Below are 24,953 nucleotides of genomic sequence, written 5' to 3'. Positions count from 1 at the left end.
AAATGTAAAAAAATTTTAGCATATTTTATTATTGTAGGAAAGGAAAAATTTAAAATGTTAAGAAATAATGCAATTTTTTCACTTTTAATAACATTCCGCTTGTTTTTGCGCATTCTTAAAATATAATATGTATAATCCGTAATTTAAAACCTCGATACCGAATTACGAAACTAAAGGAGGTGGGTTTCATGCTAAATTTATTAGAAACTATTCAAATAAGACCTTTGAGCGATTCTACCGTTGTTATTCAAGTCGGCGAAGGAATCAATGAGGCAACCCATACAAAAGTAAAAACGATTTTAAATTTATTAGAAACAAATCCATTTAGCGGATTTATCGAGGCTGTGCCTGCCTATAACAGTTTGACGGTTTATTACAGCCCGATTGATGTATACTTTTCAAATTTAGATAAAGGTGTCCAAACGCCATACGAAATTGTAAAAGCAAAAATTCTTGCTTTAATGAATCAATCTAACATAACTGAAACAACAAATAATCGCATCGTAAAAATACCTGTAGTATATGGTGGTGACATGGGACCAGACTTAGAATTTGTAGCTTCTTATAACGGTTTAACACCTAGTGAAGTTATTAAAATTCACTCTTCTACTGAATATCTTGTCTATATGTTAGGCTTTGCTCCAGGCTTTCCTTTTATGGGCGGAATGGATGCTCAAATTGCAACGCCACGAAAAGAATCGCCACGTTTAGCAATTCCACCTGGATCGGTTGGAATTGCGGGTAGTCAAACAGGGATTTATCCATTAGAAACACCAGGGGGATGGCAAATAATCGGGCGCACACCCTCTCGTTTATTTCTACCTGAACAATCCCCTCCGACGTTATTACAACCAGGAGATCGCATTCAATTTGTTCCCATTTCATTGGATGACTATACAAAAGATTTTGGGGTGAAGACATGGGAGTAAGAGTATTGCAGCCGGGTATGCTGGCAACGATTCAAGACTTAGGAAGATATGGTCTACAAAAGTTTGGTGTTATCGTAGGAGGAGCGATGGATTCAAATTCCTTACGAATTGCCAATCTACTCGTTGGGAATGTGGAAGGAGAAGGCGCTCTTGAGGTGACACTTTTCGGCACTAGCTTGTTGTTTGAAAGTGATGAATTGATTGCGATTACGGGTGGAGATTTGAAGCCGACAATAGATGGAAAATCAGTTCCTATGTGGCAACCACTTGTTATTAGAAAAGGATCGGTTTTAAAATTTAACGCTGCGATTAGTGGTAGCCGCGCTTATGTATCATTTGGCGGTGGTGTTCAAGTACCTGAAGTGATGGGCAGTAAAAGCACTTACATACGTGCGGGCATTGGTGGGTTTCAAGGGAGAAAACTGCAAAAGAATGATGTTTTTGAATGCAATACTCGAACAGAATCAGGAGAGGACCTTTTTAATCAATTACAAAAGAAAACCTCATATCTTTCTTGGTCCGTTCATTACACACCTTTTGTTACATTTAAAAAAACACAAACAATCCGTATTATTAGAGGGTCTGAATATGAACGTTTTGATGAAGATAGTTTAAAAAAATTCTTTTCAACACCTTACACGATTTCAACACAGTCTGATCGAATGGGCTATCGGTTAGAAGGACAAAACATCCAATTAAAAGAGCCGTTTGAATTATTATCTGAAGGGGTTACTTTTGGTACAATTCAAGTCCCTTCTAATGGGCAGCCGATTATTTTAATGGCGGATCGTCAAACAACTGGCGGTTATCCAAAAATCGGGCAAGTCATTTCTGCCGATTTACCAGCCTTAGCACAAATGCAAGCAAGTGGTCAGGTATTTTTTAAAGAGGTCACACTTGAAGAAGCGCAGTGGGCATTAATTCATCAAGAAAAAGAAATGAATGAGTTGGCATTTGGGCTCCGAATTAAAAGATTGCATCAACTATAATGAAAATAGGGCGTCTCAATTGATTTTGAGATGCCCTATTTCTTAAAGCGGGTCAAAGCCCAATTGCTTAGAAATTTCTGCTGTAGCTTTCTTTAGTTCCTCAATAAAGACTTCCGCATTGCCCCCTAGGTAATTGGCTTCTAAACCTGCGATACTCATAGCCGCAATTACTTCACCTTTATGATCGAAAATCGGTGCTGCAATAGCCGATGTATAATTTTCCAATTCTGAATGGCTAATTGTATATCCATGCTCCCTTGCATGTACAATTGCTTCATAAAGCCCTTCCTTATCGGTAATTGTCCCCTTTGCAAATGATTTAAATTCGACCGATTCAAAGTATTCTTTTATTTCATAGTCTGGTAAAAAAGATAAAACAGCGCGAGGACATGCTCCTGCATAAAGTGGACTTTTTCGACCGATTGCTGTATAAAGTCGTACTTTTTGCTTCGAGTCCACTTTTTCGATATAAATGGCTTCGTCACCATCACGCACAATTAAATTAATCGCCTCTTTTGTATCATTATGTAAATCATTCATAATCGGATAAGCAATTTTTCGTATATCCAAACGCATAGAAACTAAGTGTCCAAATTTCAGAAACAGAATACCCAATCTATATTTTGCATCCGTCCCCTTTTCTAGTAACTCCATTTCCTCTAATGACTTTAACATGCGAAAGGCCGTCGTTTTAGGGATTCCTGATAACTCAATTACTTCTTGAAATGACAGTTCTGTATGATCGTTAAATAGATTTAAGATGTCCATTGAGCGGACAACTGTTTTATTTTTATTTGTCAATTCAGGTTTGTCTTCCTTTCGTTATAAGCTTTAATTTGTATAAATACCTATTCCACTTAACTTCCGTATTTATCCTTCTAGCCAAAACTGTTTTTATTATACCTAATAACTTACTGTTTTTGTATACCTTGTATATTGGACGTAATAAATAAATGGTTTGATTCGCACTGTTGGGAAAAGCCATTGTTAATCTTTCGGTTATCCAGTTATGGAGTCCTTTTACTTCTTCCCATCATATACTGTGGAGGAGCTAACTTATTGGGGCTTTCATGTGGATTTTCAACTTGATGGATCACATAATCTTTTAATTACGGAGGTATTATATGACAAATTTTCATTCGTTTCACGGAACGATAACGGAAATTACTGATTTTAATGCAGGGCAGAGCGGAAAAAAGGGATGTTATAAACTTTTTACAGTACGAAATAGTATGGGGGTAATTGTAAATTTCGTCATTTCACCTTCAACTTACTTCGTTGACCATGAAACGTTAGTGGTAGGAGATCGCGTGACGGGTTATTATGATGCAAATGCACCAACTGTCATGATTTATCCACCACAATACCAAGCGCTTGTTATGGTAAAAGATAACCCAAATCAAAATATAAAAGTGGACTTTTTTAATAACCAATTGCAAAGTAGTGATGGGCAATTACAGTTAAATATATCTACCAATACCCACATCATTTTAACAAATGGGCAATTCTTTTCAGGACATCCAGGAAATCGCGATTTAGTTGTGTACTACGGCCCTACGACAAGAAGTATTCCAGCTCAAACTACACCTTATCGCATTATTGTTTTGTGTTAAGGACAAAATTAATTAGCATTGAAACTCGTTTAATTTTTGACGAGTTTTTTATTTTTCATTTTACATAAGCTCGGAAAATCTTAACCACATCTCTTTTCACTAGTGCGTGCATGAGTACTGTTGTAAACTGATTTTAAGGGAAGGGCAAAACTAAAAATTCATGTGGTCCTGTAGCATGTTTCTGTTATTAAAATTTAATTAGTTGAAGTATTGTCTTAGTTTAGGGTGAAAATGGGAAATGTCTATTAAACGAAGCTATTTGTCTATTATCATTGAGCAAGTTCAAATCTCTAAAAATGAAAATTGATGCAAGGAGTATATATAATATCCAATCAAAGGAAGGGGTGAATTTATGGTTACTGTTAATAAAAAGATGAATTTGAAGCAAATTTTAGTTGCATCTTTTAAAGGGATTTCACAAGTGCTGTTTATTGAAAATACGATTACAGGCATTATATTTTTACTGGCAATTACGATTGCATCACCTCTAGTAGGTATTATTGCATGGTTATCTTCTTTAATTGCTGTACTGATCGGGATTGCTGGAAAAGCAGATGAAAAATTGATCCATCAAGGTTTACTAGGGTTTAGTCCCGTTTTAACTGGAATGGCACTGACGTTATTTTTAACAGGGCCGTACCACTGGGTGATTGCTCTTTTAGGAGCAGCTATAACTACACTGTTTGCCGCTGCTATGATGCACTTCATGAGAAATACCGAAATACCTGTGCTAACCTTTCCATTTATTATCGTAAGTTGGGTTATATTATTGGCATCCTATCAATTAGACTTCATTCAATTATCAACAAATTTAGCTCCTCAAGATTTAACACATTGGAGCTTAGAAGTTGAAGGTACAGTAAGCTGGTTACAAGCGACGTTGCATGGTTTAGGACAAGTTGTGTTCCTTCCAAACCATACTTCAGCTATTCTACTTTATATTGGATTATTCTTTGCAAGTTGGAAATTTGGCGTATTTGCGTTAATTGGAAATGCATTTGCCATTCTGACTGCTTTTTCTCTAGGTGCTGCACATGAATTAATCGATTCTGGACTATACGGATTTAATGCGATTTTAACAATTCTTGCTGTATCAGTTGTTTTTAAAGAATCTACTAATCGTTTCCGCTATGTAACAGGAATTGTCGGAGCGTGTTTAAGTGTACCGCTTACTGCCACTGTCACAACATGGCTAATACCATATGGACTGCCAACCTTCACTATGCCATTTGTCCTTTGTACATGGTTGCTATTAGGTGCTAGGAAAGTGTTTCCACGGTTTTAATGCTTTATAGTGGGATATAGAACTATTATGTACCATTTGATTATGGGTATACTATTATTCTACAAAAACCAAAATACGAGTTTATTATTTTTTAACACAATAAAAACTGTGGAAATCTCTCCACAGTTTTTATTGTGTTCGATATTCCAGCTAGCACTAATGCAAATACCAAAAATGCAAACATGAAGCTTCCTAATAATACCTGAACCGTAGTCTCCTTTTCTCCGTCTTTAACATCGCGAAGAATCCCGATGAAGTTCAGAAAAAATATAAAAGCAACAACTGGTGTCACATAAATTAGAAATGCGTTCATTACTATCCCCCTGTCTAAAATAACGTTTATTGTCACAACTTAATTCTTTTTCCCTATCTTAATATGCATTATTTAAATTGTTTCTCTAGTTTTTCTGAGTAAGTGGTAGTTTAAAGTTAACCTTCACAAGATAGATAAACCTCAAAGGGAATTTGATTTTCTGTACATTAATTTTTACTTTACATACATTTGAACATGCATTATCAATTGCCCCAATAATATGTCCTCATTGACTCACTTTAAACCTACTCATTTCTCAATTAAATGAGTAGGTTTATCTTCCTATATTGGTTGTACATCAATATGCAAACTTACAAATAATTTAATCGATACCTTTAAAAAATCTTTTTACTATAAATGCGAATCGACAGCAACCATGAGCAAACGTAAAGAGCAGTAACAATAAATCCAACTAACAAGTATAATTGAGAACTTTGTAAAGCTAATAGCATTCCCACAAATTCTCTAATTTTATCGTTTATATTTTGGAGGATAAAGCTTACAACTGTCAGATAAAGCACAAATAATACGAGCGTTCCGATCAGCAAATATTGACTTTTAAATTTATAAGAAAAAGGGAAAAATAATGAGATCGTTACCATAACTAGGCAAACAATAAATAGTATTTCTTTCCATATCGTTATTTCCTTATGAATAACTAAATTTCCAATGAAAATCGTAAAAACAACTAGAGAAAGAAAAATAAATGCGCCAATGTATTTTGAGCTGACAATTTCTTTGCGTGTATATGGCAAAGAATTTAGTAGCGTATTGATTGAGGTTTTTTCATCACTTGCAAAAGCACTCATTATAATCGCAATACTAAATAAAAAACCTATATAGATTGAAGGCCCTTGAAATAAAGACAAAACTAAAATCGGCAACATAATCATTAACGTTGGTTTTACTAAAACGATATCTTTACGTATTAAATTAAACATACTGCTCTGCCCCTTTCTTTGTATAGAACATGATATCTTCAAGTGTTGGCTTCTCAAGCATAACCATTTCTCCAAAAATATTTTCTATGCGCTTTTTATTAGCTGTTAATGCTTCAAATCCATGATTCGATTTGCGGATGGATACGAATTCTTGTTCAGTATCCCGATCCAATAACTCATTTCCACCTTTTACAATGGCATATTCTTCCTCAATTTTATAGAATTCCTTCGTAAACATATGCTCCCCTTTATGAATAAAAGTGATATAGTCCGCGATACGATCTAAGTCCGTTGTTATATGAGTAGAAAAGAAAATCGTTTTTTCCCCATCTTGCATTAAATCATGAAGTATATCTAACAGTTCCCGACGAAAAATGGGATCTAATCCTGACGTTGGTTCATCCATTATAATTAATTCTGCGTGATGCGATAAAGCCATTGTTAACGAAGCTTTCATCATCATCCCTTTCGAAAATGTCTTAATCTTTTTATTAAGAGGCAGTTCAAATGTTTTTACATATTGAGCGAATATATTATCATCCCAATTTTTATAAGCTGGTTTTATAATCTTTTTCATTTCTGCCAATGTCAAATTTTCATAAAAGATATTTTCATCGAATACAAAACCAATTCGCTGTTTGATTTCTTTTTCATGCTCTTTATAATTCAGGCCAAATATTGAAACTGTTCCATTATCAGGTTGTAATAAATTCATAATAAGTTTAATCGTTGTTGACTTCCCTACCCCATTTCCACCGATAAACCCCGTTACAAACCCTTTTTTAACAGTCAATGAAAGGTCCTTTAGTTGAAATCCATCAAATGACTTTTGAATATGTTGTAATTCAATTACGTTTTCCATCATGCTTCCTCCCTATATAACAATGTCAGCAATTCCTTTAATTCTGTAAGACTGATGCCAATTTCTTTACTATTTTGAATGGCTGTAAACAATTGTTCTTCAATTACTTTCATTTTTCTTTCTTTAATCATTTCATTATTTTGTTCAGATACAAAAGAGCCTTTCCCAACTACAGAATAAATGAATCCATTTTTCTCTAGTTCTTCATAGGCACGCTTGGTCGTAATCACACTTACGTCTAAATCCTTCGCTAACTGACGCATTGAAGGCAAAGAATGTCCCGCTTGAATTTCATTCGTCAAAATATGTTTCTTAATTTGGGCATAGATTTGCTCATAAATCGGCTCCTTTGAATTATTTGAAATTAAAATTTGCATGCAAAAACCTCTCTCGCGAAATATTGTATATATACTTTATATACAATATACACAAAGGGAAATAACTTTGCAACATTTTTCCATAAAAATTCGCTACTTGCCTTCCTTCAATAGAAGCGAGTAGCGATATAAGTTACACGATTAACTACAATTCAGCACAATTTTTCCATTAACCCCCTTCCTACCGCAGGAGCTATATTAGCCTTTTTCAAAACAAAAGTGTAATATATATATGACAAAGTTAATTTATATGTTACAATTCATTTGTAATTTGATTTTAGGAAAGGAGTCTTTCATTGAAAAATATCCAGGTAATAAACAGTGTCAAAGTCCGAAGAATTGAAATGGGGCACTTAACGCAAGGTGATTTAGCAAAAGTTGTTGGGGTTACAAGACAAACAATGAATTTAATTGAAGCCCAAAAATATAACCCAACAATTAAAGTTTGTTTATTAATTGCTGCAGCATTAGAAACATCAATTGATCAATTATTTTGGATGGAGGATGAGGAATGAGCAAATTATTTACTTATGTACCACTTGTCTGTCTTATAATCGTACTTTTCGTAATAGATAGCACCATGTTAAAGGGAATCTTACTCGGCATTATCGTTCCCTTATTGGTTTTAGCTAAATACAAGCGCGTACAAATGCAAAAAGAAGAAATTGAATTTGATGATCGCGTAAATGCAAATATTTCAAAGTGGTCACTTAGAATCTTATTTGGTTTGAATACTGCTATGTTGTTGCTCTTAGCTACTAGTCAACAAGGATTATTCGATTTCAAATTAAATCAGGAAATGTTATTGCTCTATTTAGCGCTAACATTATTTATTCCGTTTTATGTAGTACCAGCGATTGTAAAACAATATTAAGGGGGATGGTTATATGGATACGAATTTACTAATTATTGGTGGTATTTTTTTAGCTTTTGGTTATTTAGTTGGTGTAAAAAAGATGACTTGGTTATTAGCAGGTTTCAATGAAAAAAGAGTCACAGACAAAACGAAATTATCCCATTTAACAGGAAGTACTATGGCGATTTTAGGAGTCATTTTACTTAGTTGTGGATTTATTGGTATGCCCAATCCGGAGTATATCGTTATGGCTGTAACTGGTATTTTATTATTGGAAATCGTCTATGTGAATATGAAATTAGTCGAATAAATTTGGATAAACAAAGGGGTTTGTGAGATGAAACGATTGATTTGTATAAGTATCTTTGCGTTAAGTTTAGTAGCTTGCAATAATGAAGAATCAAAACAACCTTTAGATTTAGAGAATGAGATTATTAGTAGTGAAACAGCTGTGGATCCAACCTTATTTGGTGAGTGGAAAGGGAATATTGAAATTCCAAATAGTCCACTTGAAATCATTGTTTCATTAAATGAAAAAACAGGAGCATTATCAGTACCTATACAAAGTATTTCAGATTTACAAGCAGAGAGTCTTCAATTTAACGGGAATAAATTTGAGATGACCATTATGTTTAAAAATCAGAAAATCGAAATAGATGGAACCGTACAAAAAGGGCAGATAGAAGGAACATTCACACAAAATGGCAGTACATTTCCTATCTCTTTATCTCATGTTGAACAAGAACTAGTTGCTAAAGAAACATACGAAATGGTTGATGTAGCAGTAGAAGGTGGCAAATTGAAAGCAGCTTTGCAATTGCCTACTGATACGCCAAAAGCCCTTGCCATTATTGTCGCGGGATCAGGTCCTACAAATAAAGATGGCAACGCAATGGGTATGACAACGAATAGCTATAAAATGTTAGCAGAAGGGCTGGCTGAAAAAGGTATAGCGTCCCTTCGATATGACAAACGAGGAATAGGTGATAATACTTCGTTAATGAATGATCCAACTGCTCTTATTATCGATGACTTTGCCAATGATGTTGCGAGTATTGTCCAGTATGCGCATAATGACCTTCGCTTTTCAGAGGTACATATTATTGGTCATAGTGAAGGCGCATTATTAGCTTCGATTGCCGCTCAGCAACAGCCGGTCGAATCCATTATATTACTAGCAGGTGCTGGGCGTACAATTGATGAGGTCATACTTGAACAGCTAAGTGCTCAACTCCCCCCCTCTTTGTTAGAAGAAAGTCAGTCAATCTTTTCAACATTAAAATTAGGGCAAACTGTAGATTCGTTTAATGATGAATTACAGTCCCTATTTGCGAAAACAGCACAACCCTATTTAATTTCATGGTTAAAATATAATCCCGTAACTGAATTAGAAAATGCCAATACGAAAAAATATGTGTTACAAGGAACAACTGATTTGCAAGTATCTATCGCGGATGCAGAGAAGTTAGGAAACGTAGCTGATGAGGTCATATTAATCGAGGAAATGAATCATTTGTTGAAAAAGGCGCCATTAAATAGAGTAGAAAATTTGGCTACATACACCAATGCAGAGCTTTCTCTCCATCCAGATGTTTTGCCAATCATCGTGGGTTTAATTGAATAATTATTGAACGGCATTCTACAAACAAGCTGTACTGGGTGCAAAACAAAAAGAACGAATTCCCCCAATGGAAATTCGTTCTTTTCATATTTTAATTCCTCACAAATTATCGTTATCTTCGTCGATATGATTCGCTTCAAAAGCATCCAGTAATGCTCGTACTTCATCCGTCGTTTTTGTGTTCATCAATTGATTTCTTAATTCCCCTGCCCCGCGGAAACCTTTAACATAGATTTTGAAGAAGCGATGAAGCCCTGTAACTGAACGTGGCAATTCTTCTGCATATTGATCTTGGAGATCCAGCTGCAATCTTAGGAGATCAAGATATTCCTCACTACTATGCTCTTTCGGTTCTTTTTCAAAAGCAAACGGATTTTTAAAAATACCGCGCCCAATCATCACGCCATCAATACCGTATTTCTCTGCAAGCTCTAGACCCGTTTGACGATCAGGAATATCACCATTAATTGTTAGTAATGTATTTGGTGCGATGCGATCACGTAATTCTTTAATTTCCGGAATTAGCTCCCAATGTGCATCCACTTGGCTCATTTCTTTTCTTGTACGCAAATGAATAGAAAGATTCGCAATATCTTGTTTCAAAATATGCGTTAACCATTCTTCCATCTCATCTAAATCCGAGTAACCAAGTCTTGTTTTTACACTGACAGGCAGTCCTCCCGCTTTTGCTGCTTGGATAATTTCTGCAGCAACGTCTGGACGTAAAATAAGACCGCTCCCTTTTCCTCTCGTAGCGACATTTGGTACAGGGCATCCCATATTAATATCTACACCTTTAAATCCAAGCTCTGCCATACCAATACTCATTTGGCGGAAGTTTTCGGGTTTATCTCCCCATATATGCGCAACAATTGGCTGTTCATCTTTTGTAAAAATTAATCGTCCGCGTACACTTTTCATGCCCTCTGGATGACAATAACTTTCCGTGTTTGTAAACTCTGTAAAAAATACATCTGGGCTCCCTGCTTTACTTACGACATGACGAAAAACAACATCCGTCACATCTTCCATTGGAGCAAGTACAAAGAACGGTTTCGGTAAATCGTTCCAAAAGTTTTCTTTCATCTATATTCAAATCCTCTCATTATTGGTTCATAGTCAAACGCTCGTCCTATAATTGATAAATGAAGGCTGCGAGCTTAGGTTTTCAAATCATTTATAAATTATAACCTAGCTTTATTCATTTATGTTCACCAATGTCCTCGAAGGCGATATTTTTTGCTAAGGAATTGTAGAAAAATTACGTTTTCATTTTACACTCCCGATTAATTTATATGGAAATGAAATGCGAAAACAGCAGAATCATATAAGATTCTGCTGCTTTTTAGTGACCACTTATTTAGATAAAACGAGAAATATCTTCTAACGGTAAACGTGATGAACCGTATGCTGGAGCCGCTGCTTTACCAATTGCAATTAGTACGATAGGAAATTGATTTTCTGGTAATTCAAATCGCTCAGCAAATTTCACTTTATCAAAGCCACCCATTGTTACGGTATCAAAACCTTTTTCTTTCGCAATCAGCATAAGCTGCATTGATATTAGACCAGCGTCAAATGAAGCGATGTTTTGTCTTACTGCTAAAGGTAATGATGGGTATAACCGATGCGTATTGTTAATCGTTAAATCTTTTAGCGTATCATCCATATGACCTTCAGTTACGTTTTGCGTGTAGATTTTTTCTACGTTTTTGTACATTTCAGCATCACCTAAAACGGCAATAACTGCTGAAGATGTTTCAATTTGTTCTTGATTGTTAGCAATTGCACGAAGTTCCTTTTTCGTTTCTTCATCTTGAATGATAAGGAATCTCCATGGTTGTAAGTTACTTGAAGATGGTGAAGTAGTAGCTTCTGTAATGATTTCTTCAAGTTGTGCTTGCGTCATTTTAAAAGTAGGTTCGTATCTACGCACAGATTTTCTTTCCTGCATAATTGTATATAAATCTTTAGATGTTGTTGTCATTGTATTTCCTCCTAAAACTTACTTAAGGTAAGTTGATAAATAGAATCTTACCATTAGTAAGTTTAATCGTCAAATAAAAAATTTTCTGTGTTACAATGTAAGAAAATGAATTCACAGGCGGGAGGTTATTAGTATGACTCAACCGAATTGTACACATACATGCAGTAGCTATCATCAAGCGATTGAATTTATAGGGAAACGATGGATGGGTATGATTATTTATACCTTATTGCCAGGACCAAAAAGGTATCACGAAATTCACACGTCTATCCCAGGCATTTCTGATCGTTTATTAACAGAACGTTTAAATGAACTTGTCAACGCAGGTTTTATCAAGAAGAAATTCATTGATTCTTCTATAAAAAAAGTGGAATATGAATTAACACCAAATGGCATAGCATTTCAAGAAGTCATTAAGTCAATTCAAAAATGGATTGATTTATGTGATTTTGAAAAGACAACATAAGAATAACAACGAAAAAACTAGTTAGAATATTATTTCTAACTAGTTTTTTCACTAAATTAATATTATCTAGCACTCGGCAATATTTTATTCAACAAGATCGCTACAATCGCAGCTGTTGCTATTGGAGAGCCGAATAAATATTGTACAGTTGTTGGTAAAGTATATAAGAAATCCTTTGGAAGTAATGTTAGTGCTAGCGTTAAAATCATTGGAACTGCAATAACATACATTTCTTTTTCACCAATTCGTTCATTTTTGATGACTTGCAAACCGCTAATCGCGATAATGCCACAAACGATAACGAACACACCACCAATTACCGCTGATGGAATGGCTGAGATTAAGGCAGCTAGCTTACCAGAAAATCCGAATAATACAAACCAAATTCCTGCGGCTATAAAAACACGTCGACTTGCAATACCTGTAATTGAAATAACACCTGCATTTGTTGAGTATCCTGTTACTGGTGTAGATCCTATTAAAGAAGCCGTTAAGCAACCAATCCCTTCACCAATAACCCCACGATTAATTTGTTTGTCTGTTAATGGTTGATCAATGACATTACTAACAGCAAACCAAGTCCCTGTTGTTTCAGCCATCAGTACAATATAAATAATGACCATCGTGATGATAGCAGAAATATTAAAAGTGAAACCAAAATCAGCAAAAGGAATTTGCGGCATGCTAAACCATGTTGCTTGTGAAACAGCCGATAAATCTAATACACCCATAAATTTTGCTACAAAGCTCCCTACGATTAATGCAATAAGGACCGATCCAATACGGAATACGCGACCTTTTCGACCAAAGAAAGAACCTAGCATAACGCAAATGATTAATACAGTAGCTGTAATTAGCGCTAAATAGATGTTTTGGTTGATTGTAGCACCTGCACCGTTATAAATATTACTACTTAAACCGACCGGCATTAATGCAAGGCCAACGACAAAGATAATTGTACCTCCAACGATTGGCGGAATGAAAACTTTCACAATCTTATTGAAAAGACCTGTAAAGCCTAAAAGAATGACTAAAATAGCTCCTACTAAACTTGCTCCTAACACAGTACTCCAACCAAGGTCGCCCCCACCGCTAGCAGCATAAATACCGACGATGGCACCAATTGGTACGTAAGACGGGCCTTGCGCAATCGGTAATTTCATACAGAAGTAAGTTTGAATAATTGTTGCAACCCCCGCTGCAATAAATGTCGCTTGAATTAGTGCTGTTGATTGCTCTGATTGTAAACCGATTAACATCGCAATAAGGAAAGGTACTACATAGACGTCCATTGCCATTACATGTTGTAAACCTAGTAAGGCTGTTTGACCAAATGAAACTTTTTCATCGGGTAACACGGTTAATCTTTGGCTATTGCTTTTATCGTTAGCTTGCATGTTATTTTGCGTTTCCACTGAATTGCACACCTCTAAGTTGTAGTTTGTTTAATTAGTTCTGTTATGAACTTTATTTCCTTGCACCCATACTTCACGAATGTTTTCTGGTCGTACAAGATACATTACTTTTTGAAAAATATCACTTAAATCTTCATTCGCATCAAAGATCGGTAGTTTTGCAGATGGTATTTTTGTATCGATTATTTGGACATCCCATGTATAGTTTTCCTGTAAACGACCGATTGGCAAGCTTAAACTTTCCCCACCACCAGCAGTTGCTAAATAAAATGCTTCATTAATTGTCACACGTGAATTTGGTAAACCGCGCTTGTCAGCAGAAAGATTCGGGTCTACACCGTCCTCTAACATTCTAGATGACATGACCGTTTGGCGCGCATTATCGTAAAGGCTTGGTGAAAAACCACCTGAAACATCTGTGCCTAAACCAATATCGACACCTTTTTCATGTAGATGTGCAACCGGAAGAACACTGTTGGCAAAGTAAGCATTCGAAATCGGACAATGACCAATAGCCGTACCAGTTTCGGCAAAAAGTTGTGCATCCTCATCGTTTAAGAAATTACAATGTGCCATAACCGCTTTGTCGCCCAATAGACCGAAATCATTTAATGCAAACGCATCATTTTTATTGAAGCGCTCTTGTACGTAACTATGAGCCCAATCACTTTCACTGCAGTGAGACTGAATATGTGTATCGTACTTCGCAGCTAATTCCCCTAACCCTTTCAAAGCACCATCCGTACAACTTGGGATAAAGCGTGGTGTAACAACTGGATAAACCCCTTGTTTCGTCGATTTTGCTAATTCTTTAACAGCTATAATAAATTCCTCGGTATCCGCTAATGCCGTTTGCGTATTCGCATCACGGTAAAATTCTGGTGTTTGTTCAGGATCATCCATCACAACTTTCCCTACTAAACCACGTTGACCTTTTTCTGCACAAATTTCAGCTAATAATAAGCTCGCTTCTTTATGAACCGTTGCAAAATAAAGTGATGTCGTTGTGCCGTTTGCTAATAAAGTACTAACTAAGTCTTCATACACTTCCTTGGCAAAATCTAAATCTGAAAACTTAGATTCAATCGGGAACGTATACGTATTTAACCAATCATACAAAGGAATGTCTAATGCAGTTCCAGATTGTGCCCATTGTGGTGCATGGACATGTAAATCGATAAAGCCTGGTAAGAAATACTGTCCATCTGCTAATTGATGAAAGTTTTCTTTCTCTTGGTATCTATTTAATAAAGATTGATAGTCCACATGCTCTGGTGCAACGGCTTTTTCAATCATTCCGTCCGCATTAATACAAAACAGATAATCTTTTAAAACTAGTACTTCTTTAGGTGACTTACTTGAAAAAGCAGTCCCTCGGAAAATTTGCGTATATTCAGACATAAAATCCACCTTAATGTTCGTATTTAATGAATAATAGGGATTATTATAGGTCATAAAGATTATTAAGTCTATATAAAATACGAATATATTAATGAAATTATTAAAAATTTGCGCAAGGCATTGGCTTGTATTGATAGAAAATATATTTATTTGAAATAAAGTTGTAAAATTCCATTCGCAGGAGTGAGAATTCCCACCATTACATGTTTACAGTATTTATTAACCTAACTTTTATAATAATGACAAAAGAGGAGGTGTAATAATATGGCGCAAGAAATTCTTTGTGAAGTGAAGAAATAGATTGCAGAACATTTACTCCAACAGAGCACTAACTTTCTTAGGGGATTCTTATATTTATATATTAAAATAATATCCTTTTTTACTACCCTATAACTATTCGATGCCCTATAAACATAATTAACTAAAGCTTTTCGTATAATCCTTGTATGTAAAATTAGCTAATTTATCCTTATTGGAGGGGGATTTTTTAGTGCTAACTGTTCTTTGGAAATAATATTTATTATGCTATTCTTTAAGGTAGCATAATTGAATAGGCAAACCTAAAGAAATTTAGGGACGCAAAGCTATAGGGACTACCGTAATTGATTTATTTACTATGTCAGCCAGTTGCCGAAGAGTACAATCTACTTTTTGTTTTTAAATCTCCCATAAAGCTTTTTTATGGGCATTTTTTAGAGAAGATAAACACTCTTATTAGGGTGTTTTTTTTATGTTCTTTTTAGGAAAAATCAGTAGGAGGAATTGATTATGAAAGTAATAAAAATTGCAACAGCTGCTGCTATGGCTTTAAGTTTAGCTGGCGCACCAATCAATGTATTAGCAAGCCCATTTCAAGAAAAAAAGGTGATGACAGCTTCAGTTGGAAAAACAACTACACAAGCAAATATTGCTCATGTTCGTAAATTTAATTTATATGGGACTGACTTACTAAATACATATAATGAAGTTTTTAAAATGACAAACGCCAATATCGCATCCATTACAAACAACGGTGGCAACTACCCAGGCTCCCCTCTTGCACAGGCAATTGATGGCGATATGAACACGCATTGGGAAACGAACAGAGATAATAAAACAACATTCACGAATGAGGTAAACTTTACATTCAACGAAATAACTTCATTAGATCGAATTGTTTATGCCGCCCGTCAAATAAGCGCAAAAGGTAAAGGTTTTGCACAACAGTTTGAGATTTATAGCTCCAACACAGATGAAGGCGATAACTTTACACTCGTTTCGTCTGGTGAGTATACAGGTTCAACGGGAGATATTGTTGAAATCCAATTTACACCGACAGAATTTAAGCGTTTAAAATTTGTCTTTACAAAGGCAAACCAAAATTGGGCAAGTGCTGCAGAATTCCAATTTTATAAAGAAGACCAAGTTTCTAATAATATGAAAAACTTATTCACAGATGATACTTTTAGTTCGGTTAGTAAAGAATTTAATACAATCGAAGCATTACACCAATTAGAAACAGAAGTAAATGACCATCCACTATATCCCCTATTTAAAGATGATATAGAAAATGCAAAAGCCATTCTTAATCAAAATGAAGTTCAAACAACTACAGCTGCAACAAAAACATTTGATCTTTATTCAAATGAAAAGTATTCAAAATTATTTAAAATGGGTTCTGAAAATATCCTAAGTATCCGTAACAATGCAGGGCATTGGAGTTCTGCTGTAATTGGAAATGCCATTGATGGAAACTTAGATACTTATTGGGAAACGAATAAAGGAAACTCCTCTCAATTCACGAATGAAGTAGAACTTGAATTTAAAGATGCGGTCAAATTAAACCGAATTATATACGGGGCAAGGAATTCCGACCGCAAAGGGTTCGCTGAAGAGTTCGAAATCTATGGTTCTCAAACGTCTAAAGGTAATACTTATCAGCTTGTAGCTACTGGGAAACATAATGTTGTTACTGGATTAGTAGAGGCTAAATTTGAACCAACGACATTTAAACGAGTGAAATTCAAGTTCAATAAATCCACTCAAAACTGGGCATCTTTAGCGGAAATAGCCTTTTATAAAGAAGATACATTAACAGAGCAAATTAGCAATATTTTCACTGATGGAACAATGAGTGAGCTCGTACCACAATATAATCATGTACAAGCAATTAATGAACTCGATGCAAAAGCTAAAAATCACCCATTGTATTCAACATTAAAAGCTCAATTAGAGATAGCTAAAAACATAATCGCTAACCCAACAGATATAAAAAATAGCGTATGGTCATTAGAAAGCAGAGGCGATTCGATAAAAGAATCCCAAAAAAGACGTGTTTGGAACTTCCAAGATTGGCAACCTACTGGATTAGCCGTTAAGTCAGGACAAGAAATAAACGTTTTTGTTGATGTTGCTTCTGGTGAACCTACACCGAAATTAGTATTTAAACAAATGGAAAGCAAACACAATGGCAATATGGATATACCGTTAAGTCCGGGAATGAATAAAATCATTGTACCTGAACGACCTGATGATGAAATCAAACCAGGCGTTGCAAAAGCGGGCGTATTGTATACCGTTAATCCATATACATTTAATGAGCAAAGTAGAGCACCTAAAATCCGTGTAGAAGGGGCATTTTCATATCCACATTTCATTAAAGGTGTAGATAATGACGCGGAAGTATTAAAAGAACTAGAAGAATATGTTGAGCTACTAAAAGTGGATGCTTCATTACCTAACGTATTTGAAGTATTTAGTGATAAGGCTTTAGTCAACGTAGAAGCAACATATGCGCTTGATTGGTTTAAAGAAAATAACAAATTACCAAGTGAAACAGCGGATAAATCGGATGAAGTACTAAAAGAAACGATGAAATTCTGGGGCTTTGATAATTCTTCAGAAATAAATTCTGACTTCGATTATCGTTACGTTACAATGGTTAAGCATCTAACTGGTGGTGCATTTATGAATGCGAATAATGGGATTACAGGTATTCGCCCAGGTCAACAAGGTGGCGCACTGGATGTTAACATGGGTTGGGGATTTGCTCATGAAATGGGGCATAACTTCGACACAACAAATAGACGAATTGTAGAATCATCAAATAATATACTGCCATTACATTTCCAACGAATAAATGGGGTTGCAACGAAAATAACGGAGCAAAACGGTTGGGATGCGGCGATTCTTCCTAAAGTTGCGCTTGATGATTATTCACAGAATGAACTTTATCCAGGTGATGACTATATGCAGCTATCACATATCGCACCGTTATGGCAGTTACAACTATATGATGAAACGTTCTATCCAAGATTTGAACAAGGATTTAGAAGTACTTCATTTACTGGAGGTAGCCGAGAACAAATTCACCAAGAATGGGTGAAAGTCTCATCGGATGTATTACATTTTGACTTAACGGAATTCTTTGCAAGACATGGTATCCGTGCAAGTGATGAAGTGAAAGAATACACGTCTAAATACCCTAAACCTACTAAAAAATTATGGTATATGAATGATAAAGTATATTTAGATAACGGTGAGAAATTTACCGAAGATGTAAAATATTCAGCTACAGTAAGCAAAAATTCGAATCAAGTAACATTAAATTTTGAAATGAATAAAGAAAATATAAAAAACACATTAGGCTATGAAATTATAAGAGATGGTGAAACAATTGGATTTACTTCTGGAAATGTATTTGTAGATAAAAATGCAGATCCAGACATCAACTATTCTTATGAAATCAGTGCATATGATAAAAAACTAAATCCAGCAAAATCAGTGAAAACAAATGCCTTTACACCAGCAATATCTGTAGAAAATTATGTCACGTTAAAATTACATAGTGAGTTTAATCCAATGGACTATGTGAAAGCTTTTAGTTATAAAGGTGAAGATATAACACAGGACGTAAAAATTAAATCGAATACTGTTGACGTTACTAAAAAAGGAAACTATGAAGTCGTATATGAAGTAACAAATTCGGACTTAGTAGAATCAAAAACAATAAATGTTACGGTAACAAGTGATTTTGCATATATTTCTGATTTAACTGCTCAATCTGCAAAGGTTGGTTGGGGTTCATTCCAAAAAGATAAATCGGTATCTGGTGGAACAATCACTTTAATTAGACAAGGAATTGATGCAACTTACGCTAAAGGTATTGGTGTTCATGCGAATTCAGAAGTGGTATATGATATCGAAGGTAAAGACTTTAACTTCTTTGAAAGTTATATCGGCATTGACCAGGCGATGAAAGAAAAAGGCTCATCTGCAACATTTGAAGTGTGGGTAGATGGTGAGAAGAAATTCGAGAGTGGCGTATTCAGATCGGATACAGAACATGATTTTGTCAAAATTCCTGTAACTGGAGCAAAAGAAATAAAACTAATCACTACGGATGCAAACAACGGGAACGGATCGGACCATACCGTATGGGCCGATGCGAAGTTTACGCAAGATTCTAGTAACCCTACATTAACAATCACGAAATCAACGGCAACTAAAGTAGGAGTTCCTATTGACTTGACTGGGCAATATACTGCATTTGATGCAGAAGATGGCGATTTAACACATGCTGTACAAATGACAGGAGCCGATCAAGTAAACTTTGACCACGCTGGGAAATACGAACTTACTTATACTGTAACGGATAACGATGGAAACGAAACAACTGCGAAAAGAGCAATTTCTGTCGTAGATATGGATGATTTCAACTATTTATCTGATTTCGATTGGAAATCTACTCAAAACAGCTATGCCGCTCCTAAGAAAGATATCTCTATGAGCGCAAAAACTTTACGTTTAACAGCTGAAGATGGTAGCGAAGTCGCTTATGAAAAAGGGATTGGCGCACATGCTAATTCAACAATTGTCTATGATTTAACGGATAAAGATGTTGATTACTTTACTTCATTCGTTGGTGTAGATCGCCAAATGTATGGTACTGTTGGCTCCGTTATATTCCAAGTGTTTGTTGATGGAGAAATGCAATTCAACAGTGGCTTAATGAACTCTAGAGATCCTCAAAAGTTCGTGGAAGTTAATATTAGTGGTGCTCAAGAATTAAAGTTTGTCGTTACTGACGGTGGTAATGTAATTGGCTCTGACCACGCGGCTTGGGGAAATGCTAAATTGCATTTCGCTAACGCAGATAGAGTATTTATACAAGATTTAGTAGCGGCTATTGAAGAAGCGAAAACAATCAATTCTGAAGATTACACATCAGAGAGTGTAGCTGATTTACAAGTAAGCATTGCACAAGCAGAAGAAACGCTTGCTAATAAGCAAGCTACTCAAGCAGACATTGATCAGGCAGTAGAAATATTAACACAAGCAATCGACGCATTAGTAGCCATTGACTTCGATCAAGTTATTACGATTCAAGACAACACGCTAAAAATAGCGATCCAGCAAACGCTTGGACTTACAGATGAAATTACATTACGTGATATGCACAATCTTACAAGCTTAAGTAGTCCAGGCGCTCATATCACAAGTCTAGATGGCTTACAACACGCAAAAAATTTAGTTTCACTAGACATTTCAGGAAATTCAATTACTGATTTCTCGCCATTAAAAGAGCTAAGTAAATTAGATGACATAAACGCGCATCCACAAATTGTCGAAGTAACAAGTTTAACAGGACCTGTATTGACAGTGGAAAACTTAGTAAAAGGCTTAGACGGCAACTATTTAAACCCATATCAAATCGGTTTAAGACATATGAAAACAGGCAAAGAAATCTTTGTCGAAGTTGATCAGCTTGCACCAAATGCAGAACAGTTTACAATCGATCTTTCAGAAGAGGATTCTGGCATTTATATGCTTGTTATTGCCTATACATTAAAAGATGAGGACCTTATCCAATTAATGTATTTCGTAGACAATCCAACATTAATACAAGATGAACAGAGCAAATCATCTGAAGATATTTCTGAAGTTGTTCCTGAAGAAGTGATGGAGCAAGATGAGGAAGTTTATGAAAAATTGGATGAAAAAGAGTAAGAAATAAAGTATTACAATAGGCATGTTCTGTTCATATCGAACCGAACATGCCTTATTTTTTTTCTAAAATTAAAGCTATTAAACTACCAAGGCACACTATTAAAATATCCCCCTATTGTATTGTTTAAAGTTGCCAACTACTGGTCGAACACTTAAAATAGGATAGACACAAAATAATACGTAATCCATCGTGTATTCTACTTGTCAGAAACTAATTTATAGTCTCGCAATACTTACCCCCTACCTCGCTTGTCATCCTGTAAAAGTTTTAACTTCAATGTAGGAACAATTAATAAGACCTCTACTAACAACCTTTAAAATAAGAAAGTTGTTAGGGTCATTTTAGTTTTTTTACTTATTTATTGAGCGATATATAAATGCAAAGTTATTCCTTACAATGTGATATAAGTAAGGTTTTTTTGGGTAACAATTTTAATTATGAGGTGAAATGATGAAATTATTTAAAAAAATCGCGTTCATTACGCTTATTGCTTCTCTTTTGTTAGCGGGATGCAGTTCTTCTAAAGATAAGAGCAATAAACATAACGAAAGAAATAAGGAAGAACTTGTGTTAGCTTTTGACTCTGAGCCAGAAACTGGGTTTGATCCAACAACCGGTTGGGGACGTTATGGATCACCGTTATTCCAAAGTACGCTACTAAAAAGAGATGACAAACTTAACATTGTCAATGATCTTGCAACGAGCTATGAAGTTAGTGAAGACGGTAAGGTTTGGACGGTGAAACTACGTGAAGATGTAAAATTTTCTGATGGTGAACCATTAACGGCAAGCGATGTTGTATTTACATTTGAAACTGCTACAAACAATGGGTCAGTTGTAGACCTTAATGGTATGGAAAAAGTAGAAGCGGTGGATAACTACACCGTAAAATTTACACTTAAAAAAGCACAATCTACATTTGTTAATTCTTTAGCCGCAACAGGTATTGTCCCAAAACATGCCTATGGTGCTGACTATGCCGAGAAGCCTATAGGTTCAGGACCATTTGAACTTGTTCAATGGGACAAGGGACAGCAATTGATTGTAAAAGCTAATCCGGAATACTATGATAAACAGCCGAATTTTAAAAAGATAACACTCTTATTTTTAAATGAAGATGCAGCATTTGCAGCTGCACAAGCAGGCACCGTTGATCTTGCGTATATTCCAGCAGCATTTAGTAATCAGAAAATACCTGGAATGAAATTAGAATCAGTACAAACAGTAGATAATCGCGGAATTGTCTTCCCGTTTGTAAAATCTGGTGGCGCAACAGCAGATGGTTTACCTATTGGGAACGATGTAACAGCTGATCCGGCAATTCGTCATGCTATTAATATCGGTGTAGATCGTCAAGCATTAGTCGATGGCGTTTTAGAGGGCCACGGTACCCCAGCTTATACGTCGGTGGATGGCTTACCTTGGTGGAATCCCGATACAATCATTAAAGATGCTGATTTAGAAGGTGCAAAGACATTATTGAAAGAAGCTGGATGGAAAGATACAGATGGAGATGGCATCTTAAATAAAGGTTCTTTAAAGGCAGAGTTTACTCTTTATTACTTAGCTAATGACGCAATTAGACAATCTCTAGCTATTTCTGTTGTTGATATGATGAAACCATTAGGCATTAATATTAAGTTAGAAGGCGGAAGCTGGGATATGATTGCTAAAAAAATGTACTCAAATCCAGTTTTAATGGGATGGGGTAGTCATGACCCCCATGAAATGTACAATATTTATAGCGGGGAATCTGCAGGAATCGGATATTACAATACAGGGTTTTATGAAAACAAAACAGTAGATGACTATTTTACAAAAGCGCTTAGTGCTACTAGTGAACAAGATGCCATTGAGTTTTGGAAAAAGGCACAGTGGGATGGCACAACTGGTTTAAGTGCAAAAGGTGATGCTCCATGGGCTTGGTTAGTTAATATTGATCATTTGTACTTAGTGAAAGATGGACTTGATATCGGAGATCAAAGAATTCACGTTCACGGGCACGGTTGGCCAGCTACAGATAATATTGTGGAATGGAAATGGGCTAACTAACTGTGCGTAAATTTAATGGTGGCAAGCTTGGATTATTTATATTGATGAAAAGTGTAAGAATGGTCACGTTATTAGTGGCCATTTGTTTAATTTCCTTTCTATTAGTAAAAAACTCTCCGATTGATCCAATTCAAGCATATATTGGCGCAGACATGTTGAAGGTAGGTCCTGAACAACGGGAAAAGATAGCCGAGTATTGGGGATTGGATGAGCCAGTTATAGTGCAATTTTTTAACTGGGGTTCAGCTGTACTTGCAGGAGATTTAGGCACTTCGATGATCTATCGACAGCCAGTAATTGAAGTGATTGGCGAACGTTTTTTCAATTCCTTAGCACTTATGTTATCGGCATGGCTATTATCAGGTGTCGTTGGCTTTGTGATGGGTGTTGTAGCAGCGATGAAAAAAGGTACTTGGATTGACCGTATCATCAAGTGGTACTGTTTTACATTAGCTTCAACCCCCACTTTCTGGATGGGTCTCCTTGTTCTAATGGTTTTTGCTGTATGGCTAGGATGGTTCCCTATTGGAATGGGCGTTCCTGCTGGAGTCTTAGCAGAAGATGTTACCTTAATGGACCGCATTCAACATCTTATTTTACCAGTATTGACACTTAGTATATTAGGTGTTGCAAATGTAGCGCTACACACACGACAAAAATTGATTGATGTCATGGCGAGTGATTATGTGTTATTTGCTAGAGCAAGAGGCGAAAAGGGTTTTGTATTATTTTGGCGACATGGATTACGTAATGTTGCATTACCTGCGATCACATTACAATTTGCTGCTTTTAGTGAATTGTTTGGTGGTGCCGTGCTAGCTGAGCAAGTATTTTCTTATCCAGGTTTAGGACAAGCAACGGTAGAAGCAGGTCTTAGAGGGGACGTCCCCCTTTTATTAGGACTCGTAATATTTAGTACGATTTTTGTTTTTGTCGGCAATTTATTAGCGGATTTGAGCTATCGTGTATTAGATCCACGGACTAGAGAGGTGAGGAAATAATGATTAAGAAATTTCCTCTAAACCGAAAGCAACGAACTTTAGTGAAAATAATTATTTCAATTATTTTCTTAGTTACCGTTATATTGGGCGGTGTTCTATTAGATGAGGATAACATTGTAACAAATTTAAGCGAACGAAATTCCGCTCCATCGTTAGAGCATCTCTTTGGTACGGATTGGTTAGGACGAGATATGTTTACAAGAACCGTAATGGGGCTTTCTTTAAGTATCGGCGTAGGATTAATTGGAGCAATAGGTAGTGCTTCAATTGCTTTACTACTAGGTATGGCTGCAGCAACGATGGGGAAAATGGCTGACCGAATTATTTCGTGGGTCATTGATCTGTTTCTAAGTGTGCCACATCTTGTAACCCTCATTCTTATTGCTTTTACGCTTGGGGGAGGGTTTAAAGGCATTGTTATCGGACTTACCCTTACACATTGGCCGAGCCTTGCGCGTGTTATTCGGGCAGAGGTGATGCAAATTCGTTCAGCTGAATTTGTTCAAGTGTCGCAGAAAATGGGGAAATCTCGATGGTGGATTGCCGTACATCATATTCTTCCGCATATCGTTCCACAACTGCTCATTGGTTTTATGCTACTATTCCCTCATGTTATTTTACATGAAGCGGCAGTAACATTTTTAGGCTTAGGTTTATCACCACATGAGCCAGCAATCGGTATTATTTTATCGGAATCAATGAAATATTTATCTTCTGGTATGTGGTGGCTTGCTTTCTTCCCAGGGCTTTGTTTGTTAATCGTTGTGAGAACATTTGACCAGATTGGGGAAAATTTACGCGTGCTCATGGATCCTACTAGAAATCATGATTAGTCACGAATACTATTAGGAGGTGT

Annotated in this window: 22 protein-coding genes and 1 riboswitch; of the genes, 13 read left to right on the top strand and 9 right to left on the bottom strand. The window is 35.9% G+C overall.

Annotated elements, in window-relative coordinates:
• Nucleotides 1-188: 188 nt before the first annotated feature.
• Together pxpB and ACQKIH_RS11380 are read left to right on the top strand one after the other, a co-directional pair.
• On the top strand, nucleotides 189-929 hold the full coding sequence (gene pxpB, locus ACQKIH_RS11385) for a 5-oxoprolinase subunit PxpB (RefSeq protein ID WP_427766056.1): 741 nt from the start codon (nucleotides 189-191) through the stop codon (nucleotides 927-929).
• A complete protein-coding gene (locus ACQKIH_RS11380) occupies nucleotides 920-1,918 on the top strand; it encodes a 5-oxoprolinase subunit C family protein (RefSeq protein ID WP_427766054.1) in 999 nt (332 codons plus the stop codon). Before pxpB ends, ACQKIH_RS11380 begins: the two co-directional genes overlap by 10 nt.
• A 42-nt stretch (nucleotides 1,919-1,960) precedes the next feature.
• Here the strand turns inward: ACQKIH_RS11380 and ACQKIH_RS11375 are convergent, their stop codons facing one another.
• A complete protein-coding gene (locus tag ACQKIH_RS11375) occupies nucleotides 1,961-2,719 on the bottom strand; it encodes an IclR family transcriptional regulator (protein ID WP_427766051.1) in 759 nt (252 codons plus the stop codon).
• Nucleotides 2,720-3,042: 323 nt separating this feature from the next.
• Between ACQKIH_RS11375 and ACQKIH_RS11370 the strand changes: the two genes are divergently transcribed.
• Both ACQKIH_RS11370 and ACQKIH_RS11365 read left to right on the top strand, forming a co-directional pair.
• Nucleotides 3,043-3,531 (top strand): hypothetical protein, encoded by a 489-nt coding sequence (locus tag ACQKIH_RS11370; RefSeq protein WP_427766048.1) that lies wholly within the window; start codon nucleotides 3,043-3,045, stop codon nucleotides 3,529-3,531.
• Between the two features lie 352 nt (nucleotides 3,532-3,883).
• Nucleotides 3,884-4,816, top strand: a complete 933-nt coding sequence (locus ACQKIH_RS11365) for an urea transporter (RefSeq protein WP_427766046.1) — start codon at nucleotides 3,884-3,886, stop codon at nucleotides 4,814-4,816.
• Between the two features lie 91 nt (nucleotides 4,817-4,907).
• On the opposite strand, the gene ACQKIH_RS11360 is transcribed toward ACQKIH_RS11365, so the two are convergent.
• The 4 genes from ACQKIH_RS11360 to ACQKIH_RS11345 all read right to left on the bottom strand — a co-directional run bounded on the left by ACQKIH_RS11360 (nucleotide 4,908) and on the right by ACQKIH_RS11345 (nucleotide 7,309).
• Complete coding sequence (locus ACQKIH_RS11360; protein ID WP_427766043.1) at nucleotides 4,908-5,129, bottom strand: hypothetical protein; 222 nt, start codon at nucleotides 5,127-5,129, stop codon at nucleotides 4,908-4,910.
• A 335-nt stretch (nucleotides 5,130-5,464) separates the two neighbouring features.
• A complete protein-coding gene (locus tag ACQKIH_RS11355) occupies nucleotides 5,465-6,070 on the bottom strand; it encodes an ABC-2 transporter permease (protein WP_427766040.1) in 606 nt (201 codons plus the stop codon).
• Complete coding sequence (locus ACQKIH_RS11350) at nucleotides 6,063-6,932, bottom strand: ABC transporter ATP-binding protein (protein WP_427766037.1); 870 nt, start codon at nucleotides 6,930-6,932, stop codon at nucleotides 6,063-6,065. Before ACQKIH_RS11350 ends, ACQKIH_RS11355 begins: the two co-directional genes overlap by 8 nt.
• Nucleotides 6,932-7,309 carry a GntR family transcriptional regulator gene (locus ACQKIH_RS11345; protein ID WP_057984718.1) on the bottom strand — a complete coding sequence of 126 codons (378 nt, stop codon included), beginning with the start codon at nucleotides 7,307-7,309 and terminating at the stop codon, nucleotides 6,932-6,934. Before ACQKIH_RS11345 ends, ACQKIH_RS11350 begins: the two co-directional genes overlap by 1 nt.
• Before the next feature lie 296 nt (nucleotides 7,310-7,605).
• On the opposite strand from ACQKIH_RS11345, the gene ACQKIH_RS11340 reads away from it, so the two are divergent.
• Genes ACQKIH_RS11340 through ACQKIH_RS11325 form a run of 4 tightly spaced genes read left to right on the top strand, consistent with a single transcriptional unit; the run spans nucleotide 7,606 to nucleotide 9,789 of the window.
• Complete coding sequence (locus ACQKIH_RS11340) at nucleotides 7,606-7,824, top strand: helix-turn-helix transcriptional regulator (RefSeq protein ID WP_057984720.1); 219 nt, start codon at nucleotides 7,606-7,608, stop codon at nucleotides 7,822-7,824.
• Complete coding sequence (locus ACQKIH_RS11335; protein ID WP_427766033.1) at nucleotides 7,821-8,183, top strand: hypothetical protein; 363 nt, start codon at nucleotides 7,821-7,823, stop codon at nucleotides 8,181-8,183. Before ACQKIH_RS11340 ends, ACQKIH_RS11335 begins: the two co-directional genes overlap by 4 nt.
• A 13-nt stretch (nucleotides 8,184-8,196) precedes the next feature.
• Nucleotides 8,197-8,475 carry a DUF3784 domain-containing protein gene (locus ACQKIH_RS11330; RefSeq protein WP_057984723.1) on the top strand — a complete coding sequence of 93 codons (279 nt, stop codon included), beginning with the start codon at nucleotides 8,197-8,199 and terminating at the stop codon, nucleotides 8,473-8,475.
• Between the two features lie 27 nt (nucleotides 8,476-8,502).
• A complete protein-coding gene (locus tag ACQKIH_RS11325; protein WP_427766030.1) occupies nucleotides 8,503-9,789 on the top strand; it encodes an alpha/beta fold hydrolase in 1,287 nt (428 codons plus the stop codon).
• 96 nt (nucleotides 9,790-9,885) lie between these two features.
• On the opposite strand, the gene ACQKIH_RS11320 is transcribed toward ACQKIH_RS11325, so the two are convergent.
• Complete coding sequence (locus tag ACQKIH_RS11320; protein ID WP_427766028.1) at nucleotides 9,886-10,872, bottom strand: tRNA dihydrouridine synthase; 987 nt, start codon at nucleotides 10,870-10,872, stop codon at nucleotides 9,886-9,888.
• A 274-nt stretch (nucleotides 10,873-11,146) separates the two neighbouring features.
• On the bottom strand, nucleotides 11,147-11,773 hold the full coding sequence (locus tag ACQKIH_RS11315) for a nitroreductase family protein (RefSeq protein WP_427766025.1): 627 nt from the start codon (nucleotides 11,771-11,773) through the stop codon (nucleotides 11,147-11,149).
• Nucleotides 11,774-11,906: 133 nt separating this feature from the next.
• Here ACQKIH_RS11315 and ACQKIH_RS11310 point away from each other — a divergent pair, with 133 nt between their 5' ends.
• Nucleotides 11,907-12,239, top strand: a complete 333-nt coding sequence (locus ACQKIH_RS11310) for a winged helix-turn-helix transcriptional regulator (RefSeq protein WP_427766022.1) — start codon at nucleotides 11,907-11,909, stop codon at nucleotides 12,237-12,239.
• Nucleotides 12,240-12,301: 62 nt separating this feature from the next.
• On the opposite strand, the gene ACQKIH_RS11305 is transcribed toward ACQKIH_RS11310, so the two are convergent.
• Together ACQKIH_RS11305 and guaD are read right to left on the bottom strand one after the other, a co-directional pair.
• Nucleotides 12,302-13,636 (bottom strand): uracil-xanthine permease family protein, encoded by a 1,335-nt coding sequence (locus ACQKIH_RS11305; RefSeq protein WP_427766175.1) that lies wholly within the window; start codon nucleotides 13,634-13,636, stop codon nucleotides 12,302-12,304.
• Nucleotides 13,637-13,684: 48 nt separating this feature from the next.
• Nucleotides 13,685-15,055 carry a guanine deaminase gene (gene guaD / locus ACQKIH_RS11300; RefSeq protein WP_427766019.1) on the bottom strand — a complete coding sequence of 457 codons (1,371 nt, stop codon included), beginning with the start codon at nucleotides 15,053-15,055 and terminating at the stop codon, nucleotides 13,685-13,687.
• A gap of 543 nt (nucleotides 15,056-15,598) precedes the next feature.
• Nucleotides 15,599-15,690: riboswitch (cyclic di-GMP riboswitch) on the top strand.
• 133 nt (nucleotides 15,691-15,823) lie between these two features.
• On the opposite strand from guaD, the gene ACQKIH_RS11295 reads away from it, so the two are divergent.
• The 4 genes from ACQKIH_RS11295 (at nucleotide 15,824) to ACQKIH_RS11280 (ending at nucleotide 24,930) form a co-directional block, all read left to right on the top strand.
• Nucleotides 15,824-21,043 (top strand): NPCBM/NEW2 domain-containing protein, encoded by a 5,220-nt coding sequence (locus ACQKIH_RS11295; protein ID WP_427766016.1) that lies wholly within the window; start codon nucleotides 15,824-15,826, stop codon nucleotides 21,041-21,043.
• Between the two features lie 451 nt (nucleotides 21,044-21,494).
• Nucleotides 21,495-23,096, top strand: coding sequence for an ABC transporter substrate-binding protein (locus ACQKIH_RS11290; RefSeq protein ID WP_427766013.1), 1,602 nt, complete (start codon nucleotides 21,495-21,497; stop codon nucleotides 23,094-23,096).
• 59 nt (nucleotides 23,097-23,155) lie between these two features.
• Nucleotides 23,156-24,097 carry an ABC transporter permease gene (locus tag ACQKIH_RS11285; protein WP_057984908.1) on the top strand — a complete coding sequence of 314 codons (942 nt, stop codon included), beginning with the start codon at nucleotides 23,156-23,158 and terminating at the stop codon, nucleotides 24,095-24,097.
• A complete protein-coding gene (locus tag ACQKIH_RS11280; RefSeq protein WP_427766010.1) occupies nucleotides 24,097-24,930 on the top strand; it encodes an ABC transporter permease in 834 nt (277 codons plus the stop codon). The genes ACQKIH_RS11285 and ACQKIH_RS11280 overlap by 1 nt, the downstream gene beginning before the upstream one ends.
• Nucleotides 24,931-24,953 lie beyond the last annotated feature (23 nt).

Origin of the sequence: Solibacillus cecembensis, from assembly GCF_050272495.1 — a bacterium.
GTDB classification, from domain to species: domain Bacteria; phylum Bacillota; class Bacilli; order Bacillales_A; family Planococcaceae; genus Solibacillus; species Solibacillus cecembensis.
This window is presented reverse-complemented; position numbering and strand designations above follow the sequence as displayed.